The organism is Pseudoalteromonas sp. EB27 (assembly GCF_001974875.1).
Taxonomy (GTDB): Bacteria; Pseudomonadota; Gammaproteobacteria; order Enterobacterales; family Alteromonadaceae; genus Pseudoalteromonas.
Genome location: NZ_MTQD01000016.1, coordinates 87,613 through 101,957 on the forward strand (window position 1 = coordinate 87,613; position 14,345 = coordinate 101,957).

Annotated in this window: 13 protein-coding genes; all 13 read right to left on the bottom strand. The window is 34.8% G+C overall.

The features are described 5' to 3' along the window. Positions 1-13: 13 nt before the first annotated feature. The 13 genes from BW142_RS17035 to BW142_RS17105 all read right to left on the bottom strand — a co-directional run bounded on the left by BW142_RS17035 (position 14) and on the right by BW142_RS17105 (position 14,196). A complete protein-coding gene (locus tag BW142_RS17035; RefSeq protein ID WP_076925694.1) occupies positions 14-910 on the bottom strand; it encodes a hypothetical protein in 897 nt (298 codons plus the stop codon). Further along, positions 910-5,025, bottom strand: coding sequence for a DUF637 domain-containing protein (locus BW142_RS17040; protein ID WP_076925696.1), 4,116 nt, complete (start codon positions 5,023-5,025; stop codon positions 910-912). Before BW142_RS17040 ends, BW142_RS17035 begins: the two co-directional genes overlap by 1 nt. 13 nt (positions 5,026-5,038) lie before the next feature. After that, positions 5,039-7,654, bottom strand: coding sequence for a hypothetical protein (locus BW142_RS17045; RefSeq protein WP_076925698.1), 2,616 nt, complete (start codon positions 7,652-7,654; stop codon positions 5,039-5,041). A gap of 572 nt (positions 7,655-8,226) precedes the next feature. Further along, positions 8,227-8,757, bottom strand: a complete 531-nt coding sequence (locus BW142_RS17055) for a hypothetical protein (RefSeq protein WP_143475949.1) — start codon at positions 8,755-8,757, stop codon at positions 8,227-8,229. A gap of 31 nt (positions 8,758-8,788) precedes the next feature. Next, the gene (locus tag BW142_RS17060; protein ID WP_076925703.1) at positions 8,789-9,106 is read right to left on the bottom strand and encodes a hypothetical protein; all 318 of its coding nucleotides are present in this window, start codon (positions 9,104-9,106) and stop codon (positions 8,789-8,791) included. A 614-nt stretch (positions 9,107-9,720) separates the two neighbouring features. After that, positions 9,721-10,050: a hypothetical protein gene (locus BW142_RS17065; RefSeq protein ID WP_076925705.1), complete on the bottom strand. Its 330-nt coding sequence runs from the start codon at positions 10,048-10,050 to the stop codon at positions 9,721-9,723. Positions 10,051-10,397: 347 nt separating this feature from the next. Beyond that, entirely contained in the window at positions 10,398-10,745 is a 348-nt protein-coding gene (locus tag BW142_RS17070) for a hypothetical protein (protein WP_076925707.1), read from the bottom strand. A 29-nt stretch (positions 10,746-10,774) separates the two neighbouring features. Next, the gene (locus BW142_RS17075) at positions 10,775-11,104 is read right to left on the bottom strand and encodes a hypothetical protein (protein ID WP_076925709.1); all 330 of its coding nucleotides are present in this window, start codon (positions 11,102-11,104) and stop codon (positions 10,775-10,777) included. 21 nt (positions 11,105-11,125) lie between these two features. Further along, positions 11,126-11,434, bottom strand: coding sequence for a hypothetical protein (locus BW142_RS17080; protein WP_076925711.1), 309 nt, complete (start codon positions 11,432-11,434; stop codon positions 11,126-11,128). 587 nt (positions 11,435-12,021) lie between these two features. After that, entirely contained in the window at positions 12,022-12,363 is a 342-nt protein-coding gene (locus BW142_RS17090) for a hypothetical protein (protein ID WP_076925713.1), read from the bottom strand. Positions 12,364-12,388: 25 nt separating this feature from the next. Continuing rightward, a complete protein-coding gene (locus BW142_RS17095; protein WP_076925715.1) occupies positions 12,389-12,712 on the bottom strand; it encodes a hypothetical protein in 324 nt (107 codons plus the stop codon). 84 nt (positions 12,713-12,796) lie between these two features. After that, entirely contained in the window at positions 12,797-13,168 is a 372-nt protein-coding gene (locus tag BW142_RS17100; protein WP_083707598.1) for a hypothetical protein, read from the bottom strand. 695 nt (positions 13,169-13,863) lie between these two features. Next, on the bottom strand, positions 13,864-14,196 hold the full coding sequence (locus BW142_RS17105) for a hypothetical protein (protein ID WP_076925718.1): 333 nt from the start codon (positions 14,194-14,196) through the stop codon (positions 13,864-13,866). Between the last annotated feature and the right edge of the window lie 149 nt (positions 14,197-14,345).

A 14,345-nucleotide genomic window follows, 5' to 3' on the forward strand; every position in this document is an offset into this window, starting at 1 on the left:
TCTCACATACTCATTAATAAGTTTTATTTTCGTATGAAATATTTACCTTCTTAAAATTATCATTTCGAAAAGCAATGACTTCATCTAGCGTTAAATTAACTAAATGGTGAAAGCTAAGTTCTTCTAGCTCCAGCCAAGCATGTTTGTTAAGCCCATATAAAATATTCCTGCTAATATTTGAGACAAAAAGCGTATTAACTGGGAATTCTAACAGCGACGGCAGTAATTCTGTAAATTTTATATCCGTTACGTCTTGTAAGCTAAGCTCTATAACATTATCAGAAGGCAATTTTTTTATATCGTTAAAGCTAGTAATTTTTAGCGGTGAATTATCAACAGCAGCATTCAAACAAAAAATATCGTCAATACTTTTATAGATATATATACCACGAAGCCTGTTTTCTTTACTAAAAGCTAACTTTAAACTTCTTTTATCCTCTGCATGAAACCTAGCTTCATAATAAGATAACACTGAAGGCTCATTCCATTCATATTCATACTGAATAGGGCCAACGTCATAAAATAATTCAGAGTAGCAATCATGTTTTTGAAAGTGTTGTGCTATTGCATCAGCAATCCACCCATTAACGATGCAGCGTACATCACACACCCAACCGTAAGCAGTCTCATATACAACACCATTGAAAGGTTTGCCTTTGTGAACAAGCTGAAAATTTCCATCCCATTCTTGATCAATGGCTGCATCTAAAAGCTCAAGCCCTTTAATGTCTATAAAAGGAAAATCGTAATCACCCAATATTTGACCATTAAAAAATTGCTTTTTGCTAACAACAATCCCCCTTTCAGCGAAAATAGCCACGCCCGTAAAGGGCGCTCCTTTGAAAAAGTAGGTATTATCTTGATTCACTAGCGCATCAAACACAACAAGTGGTGGAGCTTCACATTTCATTAATCAACTCTTCCTGTAAGAATTTCAAACTTTTGTAATATACCAGAACAATTCATACAAGCAGGGAAATTTGTTCCTGCGTCATCGCCTTTTAACCTCACAGTTGCAATCGAAATATCTGAAAAACTAACTGTGGGGTTCTCTTTTAATATTTTATTTACTGATCGAACTTCAGCATGAAGCCCAGGTGCACCAGCTCTTCCATGAGGTATTTGAATTTCATGTTTATAAGCAAGATCTAAATATGATTTTATTTCTGTAATTAATCGCGGGTCTAACACTTCCAATTTATCATTGTAGAAGTTTTTTAGAAATGACATATATGATTCAGGATCAGTAATTATCAATGTAGCATTTGATGAGCCATAGCTAATTCCATTAGATCCCTTTGCCACTATTTTCGGCACTGTTGCTCGATTGCCAGTAAAGTTAAAGAAAGCTCCTGTTTTACTTGAGGCCTTACCAGCTATAAATGCCCTTGATATTGCAACTCGATTATGTACCAAAGGTGTATTCCCATCACCATATTTAAGTAAATACTGCGCCTCATCGACTAAACTTTGAACAAAGTATTTCTTTTCGTTAACTATGAAAGAGCGAGCAAAACCCGTTCTACTGGATGACTTTAAAGTCGAAATAAGTACTTTACCAGCAAATTTATTTACTAGTTGAGCAGCACCAAAATCTCCCAAGGCTTCAAATAGCGGTGTGCGGTCAATATACTTCTCCCACTTGCTATCAAATATTTCTCGTATTGTATCGATACCTTGTACATCATCCATTCGAGAAGCTTTAAAGTGAAGCATCATTTCTCTAAATACAGCAACTGGCCCCCTTTCACTAGCATCTCTACCGAAGCCCTTCCAGTCAAAGCTAAGTATTTGATTATCTAAATTACTATATTCTGAAATAGCATCGCCATACTCTTCAATTAAACTTGCTTTTTCTGCAGAAGTTCCTGAAGTTAATACTTCCATTATCGCGATATCGTGAAGTAAGGCTGCCTCTTCTCCAGTAATTTGGCGGTCTTCAAGCGCTATGTTGTCAAATGCACTCGGAAGTTTCACACCTTCCTGCAATAGTTCTTTAACTGTGTATAGTTTTAAGCTCGCTGCTTGTAGCATATAGTTATGCTCAAGAACTGCTAGCAATACTGTTGCTCTCTGATATTCTGGGCTCATTGCCCTAAATGCAGCACCTTGAGTAATATTTTGTGCATTTTCAGCCGTTGAGTTAATAACGGCAGCAGTTCCGTTTGCTACAAAAGCTGTTAAACCTGCAATTAGACGTGCGATATCAGCCCCTTCTGATTGAATAACAGTGAGTTCTCTTATAGCTTGTTTCATGCTATTCCACTGAGATAATTCAGCAGGTGATATATCTAAAGTATTCAGGTAATAGTTAAGCTCATCTTCGCTCAACTTGCTAATATCTATGCCAACATGCTTATCTAACCATTCAGCAGCTTTTTCACCTTGAGCAGTCAATGTGTCTATTTTTGGATCATATAAACTTGCAACAAACTTCGCCGAAGTTGCACCAGCAGCACCAGCAATACATTCTTCAGAATTATTGCCCACGGTAGATTGAACAGTTGCTAATAAGCAGCCCGTTGCAGCATGAGCAATATATTTCATTGCTTCTGAGAAATTACTGCTTTCAATACTACCCGTTAAATTACTACCAATTGTATTAACAGCCTTATACCTCAATGCCGCAACAAATGAGTCGCCTAATGTATCTAAAGATTTACCATTAATAATGGTTTCGATTCCTGCAGATACGGCTGAATTTACAATAACTTGAGTCGCTTGATTTCCTACAGATATTAGAGTATCAACACTTAGGGTAGCTGCATTAGGATTAACTTCGCCAAAAAAATCTAACCCTTCAACGCCATTCAATGCACCAGCTGTAGCCATAGATATAGCAACGGCTTTGATAGTGTCGGAGCGATGCATTGATTTTAAAGTCTCTTCAATTCCATTTCCGTTAGCTAAGCTGGTCGCAGCATGTGTTGCAAGCGTTAGTGTACCTGCAGACATTGCGGCACCTAAAGCCCCGGTCCCAAATGTCGTCGATATAACAGAGCCTTGGCCTATAAGGCCAGCACCTGGCCCTAAAGCTACTGACATTGCAATCGCAATAATCGCCATTGCCGCTGGGCTTAAGTTGCTTGTTTTATCGTGTTTTTGAATGTCTTCGAGCTTGCTATAAACCACATCAAGCATGCTAGTACATTGGTTAAATGCAGGATCGTTTTGCATGGCGCGATAAGCAAAGTCAGCGTACCCGTCTGGTGCTTGTGGCAGTGCAGGAGTTGGACATTTATATTGCGGATCATTATAAATATCTGCCATCCAACTCAAACTTTCTGAGTTAGAGAACTCGTTAATTACATCAGTAACTGACTCACCATCGTATTGCCCTAGTTCAAGAGTAATACCTTGTGTAGCCTGAACTTTTACGCCACCAATGATTTCGTTATAGACGGCTGTATCAGTGGTATTTTGAATGGTTTCGGTTTTTATTTTCCAAAACCCTTTTTTCACTTTATTATAAAAATAGTGGTCTTGCTCTTTGGCTAGTAATAAATTAACACGACCATTTCGGGCATTTATTTCAGTACCTGAGCCTGATTTAATATCTGCCGCTTGTAAAGTAATATCACCAAACTCTGAGGCAATCACTACCCCTCTGCCAGCTTCTAACGCTGAGCGAATAGCAATGGTTTCAAATTCTTGCTCTTGCTCTGTGGTTCTTCCCCATTTTTTGTAGCGCTGACTCTGGAATTGGTCAAATGCATTAGCAATGTAGACACCGTTGGCTGCTAATATTTCGATTACACCTTGGTCGGCATAAAGCTCAGCAGCGTTTAACTCAATTGCCCCAGATGCCATCAGAAAGATACTATCTTGAGCATTTAACTTACTGGTTAAGTGCTCAACTTCGCTAGTTTCACTGTCATATCCGCCCACTACTAGTTGGTTATTAACATAGCTGGTTTGTTGCGATTTAAGGATAATATTACCATCGGCTTTTAAGCCAATCGTATTGCCAGAAATAGTCCCACCTTCAACAACGATATCACCATAACTGCGAATACGGATATTACCATTTGCATCCACAGACGCTATTTCTCCTAAACGAGTACCTTGCTCGTAGCGTGTAGCATAACGATGAACCATTGTTTTTTGCTGATATTGACCTGCGATAATATCAACATTTTGATTAGCTGATAGCCGCCCAGATAAGTTTTGTAATGTGCCACCAACAAATAAATTTAAATCACCATCTGCTCTTATTTCTGCACCAGGGTTTACTGTTAGGTTTTCAGCTGTTTTAATAAAGGTATCACGCTGTGTTTTTAAGGTACCGCTATTGATAGTAATGTTATTAAACTCAGCAACCGAGCCACCAAATTCGGCAACGTGACTATCTACTGATAACTTATCAAGTGTGGCTTGTGTTAACTGCACAACAGGCACAAGCACAGACTCACCATTAATTGTTCTAAGCTCTGGCCAAATAAAATTTTTATTGAATGTGGTGACTTGTGAAGCTGTTACCTTGTCGCCAAATTTTGCATTTGTAGAGCCTGCAAAATCATAAGCATTATTATAAAGTGCATTAATTTGCTGGGCTTCTGATGTATAACTATCACTAATTAATGTTCGATTTAAGCTGGCATAAATTTGCGAGCGGATCATTCTTGATTGAACAAACCTGTCACCTACGCGCTTTTTCAACCCATAATGCGGGAAAATAATTGTGATGCCGTTATTTAAAATAGGTATATATTGCGGCGCTTGCAAACCATGCTTTTTATGATCAACAAGCTTTTTGTGAAACGACTCAATGGTTTGAACTTGAGCACTTTGTTGTGTTTCAACAATATACTCAGATTTTACAAACTGAGAGTCTGAGTTATAAGCTCGTTCAAATGAGGGTGAATTAGTTAACTCTTGCTCCGCTTGTGCTTCATCGAATAATACAAATGCATGCGCTAACGAAGGTAAACTTAGCTGGCCTACCAACATGAAGATGTTTAAATAGCCAACCACTTTTTGCCATAAAGGAACTTTTTTTTCTGGATTAAATTTATTTTTTTTCATATTCGTTAGTCCCTTAATTACTACAAGCTGACTCAGATAGGCAAGCCATCACTGTTGATAGTTGCGCTGTTTCGGTGGTTTGAAACGAGTATGTTTGTGGGTGAGCACCAGGATGACTGGGAAGGATTACTCCTATTTGATGATAGCTTACAGTCACAACTTGATTATCAGGACTCAATGCAAATGACGAATATACCTTATTTGCAACTGTAACCAAATAGGAATCAACTCTACCACCAGGCAAATTTTTCTTGGGTAACCCTTGCACAAATTTATTAGCGGCCTCAGCAATTTCAGCATACGAATAACCGGTATTTCCAACCTCATTGTCTTTAAGAAATTCTTCTAGTAAGTCTGAAATAGATTGACTAAACGATTTATGAGCACAATTTGGTATAATTATATTCATGTAATTTAGTGCTCTGCGACCATCACATACTTTATAGGTGCCAGTTAATAGGTCACCAGCTTGTTTGACGGATACCAATTCGCCGTATTTATCTTCGCTAATGAAATAAGTATACTGGGACATATATTCGTCTACTGCATTCTTTTTATCTTGATCAGTAAAATTTAAATTATTTTGCTCGAAATTACTTTCAGAAGACATCTGCTGGTTAAGGCCATAGATGTTACCTTGAAGTGAGAAAAGAGTTTCGGCTTCTGCTGTTATATTAACTTGATTACTTGAACACATCCCAAAAACAATACAACTACGAACTCTTAATATCTCAGTTTTAGAAAGGTTGTTTGACAGCTCTAAGCCAACTGTTTTTAATTCTAACTGATGGAAGTGACTATCTCCAAAAACTTCAACGTACGAAAATGCATTTATAAACTCTTCGTCTTCATTAACTGAATCCCCATCACTCACCTTTAATTTGCCAAAACTAAAAACCCTCCCTGGAGGAGAATAAGCGAGTATTCTTGTTTGAGTGCCTACATTGACCTCGTCATATTTACCGGCTTTAATTGAATCTAAAGTTATTTGAGAAACGATAAAGCTCTCACCTTCTAATCTATAACGCTCGTTATAAAATTTTGGTGTGTTTACATCAAAATTACCTTGTTGATTTAATCCCAAAATAGCTGACGCATTACGGACATAATTATTCGCTTTTAAGCCCATATATGTTTCAGCAGTCATTGATACTTGATTTGCATATTGTGTATCAACTCGGATACCTGAATCCCAACTCTCAGTGTTAGCTTTTTTTAAATTATATGGATTAATATTTTCAATCGCTTTAGCACTAATTCTTACTTCATTCGCATGAATATTTGCCGATAAAGTTGACTGCACTGCTCCTGATTCTGAATAAGTGTTATATAGACCATGTTTCGTTGAAGTCATATCTAACAATGGCGTTTTTAAGGCTAGATTACTTGGGCGGTATAACTTGTTTGTTCTTGAACCATTGATAAAAATACCGTCATCAATTTTTACGGTTAATAAACCAACTAATATTTCACCGCCGAAACTATTGTAAACATCTCCTGTTGATTCAACATCTAATTTAGCTCCACGTATTGTTCCTGAGTTAATAAACTTAGAACCATTAATGCCCATTACATCTGCTTCAATTAAGCCATAATTAGATACAACTCCTTTTGTTAAGGATTTAAAGGCTTGCCCCATAACACGAGAAGAATTGTGAAAAGTTTGATTTGAAATGCTCTTGGTAGTAATTATATTATCTGAATACAACTTCCCTTTTACAGAAACAGATGCTGTAGGATGTTTAGCAACCTGAATAAATATCCCCTCTGATGGGGCATAGAAGCTACCCTGACGAGTACTTGTAGCAAGCAAGTCAGACATTGTATTTAATTCAGTAGAGCTTGGTATTTCAATAACCCTTGCAGATACAAGGCCTATACTTGCAGCTTTTAAGGTTCCTCTAGGGCTAAAAGTACCCGACCCATTATTAACACTTAAAATATCTAGATTGCTATACTTTACTCTAAAATCACCAGAATAAAGATTTATTCCTCCTGCCCCTGCAACTAAGTTCCCCTCATTCGAAATAATATAACCGCCCTCAGGATGAGTTACTGCATTTAAATTTAAATTCGTAGTACCACTAATATTTATAGAATCAGAAAGGACCTCTAAAGATTGCACTCCAGGCGCTGTCAGGTTATTTATTGCAACCGTACTGCCGGAACGAACATCCATAATGTCATTCGAGAAAGTACCATTAACAAAGGTTACTCGGCCAACATTTTCAAAACCACAACTATTACATGAGAAATCATTTGAAGAAGCTACAAAAAGTGCATCAATAGGCTTCCCTATTATTTTAACTACGTTGTTAAAACTGAAGGATTGAGAACGGACAACTAATTTCTCAATTGAGCTACCATTGGGTATATAAATATATAATGGTTTTGAATCAACCGAAAATCCATTAAATGAAATCGACATCTCACTGGAGCTTGATGAAGCTAAAGCTAAAGTATCAAAGCTAGACTCTGATTGAGATGTTACAGAAAACAAATCTGATCCAGTGAAGCTATAACCTGCTACTTGCACAATTCCAAAAAAAGATGATGACGCAGAGGCTGAGTTTGGTTTCATCCCCACAATAAAAGTAACTATTACAAAACAAAAAGCAGTTAATTTCACAACTTGTATTCCTTTAAAATTAACGTAATTTACTAAAACGTTATCCGCACTATTTTTCTATACACATTAGGGCTAGAGCCCCAAGCATCACAATTACCGACATCATTATATGAAAGTGTAATTTCTTGCATTGAAATCTTTGCAGCTAGCAATGTGCTATACATTCTATTTCTAGATTCTGCTGCATACGAAGCAGGGACAATGAAGTATTCTTTATTGCTAAAAGATGCGACTGAGGCACCATTATTATTTTTTAGTTTTACTAAAATTTGGTTATGAGAATATAAAGTTAAGGTCTCTACCTGCCCGCCTGAACTTACCCAACCGGCATTTGCTTTATATGTAGTAGTCAACAAAAGAAGGGAACTAAGAATTAGTATGCGCATTATTTACTTACTATCACCCAGTTGAGATTTGTGGCCCAGCTCCAAGACTTAATTTGCGAGCAAAATGAATCAGCGAAGCTTTTAAACGATAGTATAATTAAAAACATATATACTGTTGTACTATTAATAACATTCTCCTTTTTCAAAATATTCCCTTTACTAATATTATATATTTAATGAAAAACCTTATATTTGGCATATTCGCCTACTTTTAATAATTGAAGCCACTTTATTGATTACAATTTCATTAGCATAATTTTTTTTGTTTTTTAGCTTTGTAAACTCGTAACTTTCATCACTTTTAGCATTAATAATGCATAGTTTACCTGTAGAAAAAGTGATAACACCATTTATAAGTAAAATAACAAACTCGTCGCTACCTTTTTGTTTAAATTTAATTTCCTCCAAGTTAATATTTTTTATAACATTAACTTCTGAGGAATTATAAACGTTAACAGCTTTTTTTATTTCGGCTTGTAATCTGTGTCTATCATTTTTAGATTGAATATCTTTGCCAATACCTATATCAATTGCCGCACCGATGGCAATACCTGTTGGCCCTATAGCCCCCATTAAAGCAGCACTTGCAGCTAAGCCTTTACCAGAATAAATTGTATGTTCTGGTAACTTTACAGTTACATTACTATTCAAACCAGTATTGACACAACCAAGAATGTTAATAATGATTAGGAAAAATATTGTAAGTCTATAGTTCATTAAATTAGCCACATGTATGTGCAATATTGCTTTACTCATGCATGGTATAGTGAATTCTACAGCGATTGCCAATCTTAGAATTAACATCATATACTTGAAAGCAAATACGCTGATTTGACGCTTTGGCTGCAAGAATTAAACTGTAAACAAACTGTTTATTAGTAGCATTATGATTTAAATAAAACCCCCCAGGACATTCACTTGGGTTGTTTTTTAGTTCAGCCCAAACACCGTAAGTATCTGACCCATTGGCCCATACACGTATTCGCTTTACCTCATCACAAAAATTTTTCGCTGCTGCTAAAGAGTCTGCAGAGAATAAAACTAAAATAAGAAATAATTTTTTCATAGTTACCCTATAATTGTATTGTTATGCACCAAGCCTAAAATGATAAAATCCATGGTCTTTAGACAAATCTACCCATGAACCTTTGAACAGGATGGGTTAGTATCTATGTTGAACCATAACGTAACTGTATTATCGCTTGCTTTGGCAACTAATAAAGCACTATAAAAGCGCTTTGCAAAACTCTGCGTCATTACCTCCTTCTGCTGGAGATAAATCACATAACTTTGCACTTGAAGCTAAACCTGAAAAAGTTGAATATAAAACCCCATGCATATTAATCTGTATATCCTTTACTTTTCCGCTGCAAGAGTGATTAGCATTTACCGTGAAAGACAAAAAGCACATAAACAAGAAACTATTTTTTTAAACATTCTTTCCCTTAACAAGTTTTAAACTAATATTATTACCAAATAGTCAGTTAAAATCGTGCAATATACTACTGAGATGAGAGTATAAATGGTTGATTTTTGTATAGCTAAATAGGCATTTTCACCTGAAGAGGATGACGGAGATATTAGGGGCTCACCTTCCATGGCACTTAGCTTTATGACAGAGATGGTAACATATAATCAAATAAAAAGCCCAATGAAATACTATTTTCATGCCAACTTATACTAGGGTAGTAAATCGATTCTCGTTATTTTAGTCTTAGAGTTACTCCAAACATCAATACAACCATTAACATAACCATTCACTGGTGATTCTGAATACATTGCGGCTAACAAGCCTGAATATATTTGTGAAAAAAATTGATGCTCTTTTGGTAATATGTATTCCGCTTTACTATCACAATTCTCAGAGTGAGATGGCACACCTGAAAAATAAACATACAAATTACCAGAATCATGAAAAATTATTTTAACTACTTTTCTTTCTCCAATTGATGAGTTACATAAAACAGTCGATGTATAAAAAAGACAAATTAATAACAAAAACTTTAACACTAACGTTCCTTAACATACTTAATTGAAGCTATTAAAGCTACTAGTAAAATTACAATTTACTTAAATTTACTTCACCCTAAAAATAATAAAATCTAAGGTGTTTACTTACTACAGAAAAATGCGTATGGGCAGTTTAATAACTAACCATGCTTCAGCTAAAATAGCCTACTTAGAATGTAAAAAGGCACCTTATTTCAAAGTTTTTCTTTATAAAAACAACCTGGCGTGTTGAAAAGAGTACCTATAACTTTATTTTGCAAACCAATTTTTAGTAAGAAAGCTTCTAAAAAACACTTAGTATAAAAAAGACTCTCTGTTTTCTTTACATTTAGACCTGATATTTATGATTACTTTGGTTCAAGTATAATAAGTTGTATGTAACAATCTTTAGAGCCCGTGCCACTCCAATCTTTATTGTGATCTGCATATATTCGCACTTTTGAATTACTATGATAAGCTGCTAAAGTGGCACTATAAACAGATGCGTTTTTATCATTAACAGCATCAATCCAAAAACCACCAGAGCAATGATCTATCGTATTTTGACTAGGTGTTTTCAAAGATATTTTAATTACCCCTCCCGTATAGTCTCCCCAAACAAGTATTTGAGATATTTGGTAATAACTACCTGTGTCCATAGCTTTTACATAAAAACTGCTAAATATGAGAAATACTAGTGAAAGCAATAGCTTCATTATTTTTACTTCCTATTTATAAAATAACTTTAGCCGACCCTATGAACACGAATATAGCTATGTGCGCAATCACCTTTAGAGTCATATCCGATATTAATATTTTCTTTAGACGCTTTAGCCAACAATAAGCGAGAGAGCAATTGATTACGACGGTTTTCAGGAATATTTGAACTTATTACAAAATAAGTAGGTTTACAGCTTTCATGTGTTGTGGGGTGATTTTTAAACCTAAAATAAATTGCATCATGGTCTGCATAAACATAAACACTTTCTATCTCACCTCTAATATTATTATTATAAGCTGCAATTGTTTTAAAAGAGCATAATATTAATAGTATAATTATTATTTTTAACTTCATTCTTAATACCTTTTATTTTTGTTATCTTGACACTTCTTGCAAACCGCTAATAACACAAGTAGAGTGATTTCTATCGATAACATATCTGAGCTTTTTATCTCTAGCCTTAGCCGATAAAACATAGGCAAACATAGCTTTGTTAAACTCTGTACCATCCATGTTTATTTGCGCACGTGAGTAAGTACAATGTTTCGGAAACTGTTTCGACGTAATATATGCTTTATTGTTATTTAAAGAGAGTTGCCAGCTGATTAGCTCTTCTGGCCAATACCTCTCAGCATTTACGAATGGAGTTACAATTAGCAAAATAAAACACAGCTTAACTTTCATTTATCTTCCCTTTTTAAACTAAATTTCATCTGAGTTAAAACTTAAAACTCAACTTTAAGTATAAGCTTTAAATAATAAATGTCTTATTCAAAACTCATAGTTTATTTATTAACTTTTTATTAGAATCCGATGAATTAAATATCATCACAAATGGAATGGTTAATATAATTTAAATTTTTTATAACTATCTAGATAGCCGGAACTTTATTTATTGCTTCACCTCAATCCTGAACTTTCATTTCGTAAACTCTGCACTCCTCAGAAAAATCTACAACACGTCCTCTTATTTTCTTACCCTGTGCCTTTGACATAAATAGCATTGTAAGTTGTATTTGCTTATCTTCTTTAATCCAACACTTTTCGCTACCCTGTCTACCAGGGTCTATAGGACAAGATTTACATAAATTAACCCCTTGGGAATTTACAACTTGAAACATGACCCAACCACTTCTGTAAGTAAGAGATTTTATTTCCCCCAGCCTAATGCTTCTGTTGCCTCAGCAGAATATGAGCTTAAAAATAGCATTAAAAGAGGTATTAGCTTCATTTTCATTTTTTAATTCCTTTTAATTTTTATACATTTTTTATTAAAATTGAGCTTCTTGAAGGCCAAGAAAATCGATCTCACATGTATTTTTTCCAGAAAACAAACGGATTTTTTTTCCTGAAAAATAAGCAGCGGTAGCCATACTAAACATTCTATTAATAGTGTCAGCGTCGTGCATAGTGGTAGTTATAGTTCCATAAACCCTGCCATTTTCTTTACATGCAGAATTTATTAAGGTGGCAGAAGTCTCCAAATAAATTTTTATGCTTTTATTTGAATTAAAATCGTACTGTTTAATACTATCAACTTTCCCAAGGCCAATGTTATCGCCTTTAGCTATAAAGCTAGCAATCAATACCAAAAAACCTAAAAAAATCTTCATTTCATTTCCTTATATTTATTATTATTTATCTTTGAACAATAAAGCGATTGACTACAGCAGCACAGCTTTTTGGTTGATTTGAATCGTACGTCATAAACACTTTCTTTTTACTCATATACGCAGCTATTAATATACTTGCTTTAACACTGTAATTTTCGCCAGTAATAGGTAAATAAAACCGTTTACCTCCTTCACAAGAAGATACCGTAGTATCTGCATGCGTTGTAAAGAAGATTAAACCGCTATCAGCAGGATATAACTGCGTAATTTCTACATAAGGTGAACTTTTCCAAGCGGCAAATAAATTAAATGAACATATTAATGCACCTAATATAAAAACTTTTTTCAAAACTATGCCTCTAGTTTAATACAAACAAATTTTCTTTTTAGATCTCGTTGGAGTAATTTGGTAGTCATGATTTAGCAATTATCACTAGTAAGCAAAGTATCTAACATTTGCCTTCTTCCAACTACTCCAGCCGCTGCAGCTACTTGGTACATCAGAGCCATCAAACCATACATTACCCATATCTGCTTGAGTAGACTTTGCATGCATTAACATTGAGATCATTACCTTACAAGTTTCAGCACTGGTTGTATAACTAGTACCAGGCACGGTCCATTTATACTCAGGGCTACATATAAATACAGATTGATTCATTGAAGTAAGCTTTAGCATTAATTTATCGGGGGCATGTAAAGCAACTTTTTCGACTTTGCCTGCACAAGTTAACGTGCCGGCAACACTGATAGTTGATAGAAATAATAGAGGGAGCAATGCTGTGAGTAGTGAAACGTATTTCAATTCAATGTCCTTATAAAGTTTGTACCTAATTAATTTTTTAATTTTACAATAAAAAACCAGTTAATGAAATGTAAAAAATAGATTTGTATACTTTTAAGTAACTAATTGCATATAAGTTAATTATATTTTTAACACGATGCCTGAGAGAATAAATCATTAAGTAAGGTGTTTTTCTGATTTGAAGGCATGTACAGTTGTGATGTGGTCGTTCGTCTTGACACCACTCTACATATGCTATAATAGTTACACTAAAAAAAGTCACTTATGTGTCTAAAGGAACAGCTAGCCGATGTATACGCGGATTTAATTACACTATTGCAGTTGTTGCACTGTACAGCATAATTATTTAATGTAAGAGCTAAAGTCCCTCTTTTTTATGGCTCTTCTAATAAATTACCTTCCATAAATATAAATGCTGAGTCTCTTTATAATGCCACCTCCCCTAAAGCACTGGAGTCGACATATTCCCCTAAGGGTTAATCTTTTTACTACATACCAAATTGTGAGATCTTACGCCTAACAATGGTTTTATATTTACTAGCTTCATAACGTTTTTAATTGCTAATAAAGGTGCGCTTATATTTATTCCATTACAATAAACAGCAGCTACAATAGCATTCAGAAAAATTATCAACCATGTACTCTCTATTTGGATTTAAGATAATAAATAACATGTTTTATTTTAATCCTTCCAATTAATCGATTATAAAACCCCAATTCCAACTCTCAACAACACCATATATATCACAGTTGTTTGTTCCATAAGCTTGTATTTTTTTGCCTGTTGTATATGCAGTAAGAACTATGCTGAAAATTGCTTTACCACCTTCAGTATTTGTATTGAATGCTAAATCGCTATTATGCGAAGACCCACAAGATGAAGGGGTACCTGCTAACGGTTGTAGAAATTTGACAATGCCTTTACCGTTTTTATCAACCCTTACATATTTAACTTTAAAATGATTAGCCTTGCCTTCAGCTAGTACGTTACAGCTTAATATTATTATCAAAAAATATAGTATTTTCACTTTTAAAACCTAAACTAAAGTTATATTTTGGAGTAAACATGATTAATTATTAGCTCCGCGTATAGCACCTTCTATCTTTATAAAACCTTTCAACACGGTACTTTTGCTGTAAAGGCTAAGCTCAATATCTTTGTCTCTTTTATAAATGC

Coding starts and splice junctions, on each gene's coding strand:
- BW142_RS17035 (WP_076925694.1), bottom strand. CDS start 910: ATGAAATGTGAAGCTCCACCACTTGTTGTGTTTGATGCGCTAGTGAAT.
- BW142_RS17040 (WP_076925696.1), bottom strand. CDS start 5,025: ATGAAAAAAAATAAATTTAATCCAGAAAAAAAAGTTCCTTTATGGCAA.
- BW142_RS17055 (WP_143475949.1), bottom strand. CDS start 8,757: ATGAACTATAGACTTACAATATTTTTCCTAATCATTATTAACATTCTT.
- BW142_RS17060 (WP_076925703.1), bottom strand. CDS start 9,106: ATGAAAAAATTATTTCTTATTTTAGTTTTATTCTCTGCAGACTCTTTA.
- BW142_RS17070 (WP_076925707.1), bottom strand. CDS start 10,745: ATGAAGCTATTGCTTTCACTAGTATTTCTCATATTTAGCAGTTTTTAT.
- BW142_RS17075 (WP_076925709.1), bottom strand. CDS start 11,104: ATGAAGTTAAAAATAATAATTATACTATTAATATTATGCTCTTTTAAA.
- BW142_RS17080 (WP_076925711.1), bottom strand. CDS start 11,434: ATGAAAGTTAAGCTGTGTTTTATTTTGCTAATTGTAACTCCATTCGTA.
- BW142_RS17090 (WP_076925713.1), bottom strand. CDS start 12,363: ATGAAGATTTTTTTAGGTTTTTTGGTATTGATTGCTAGCTTTATAGCT.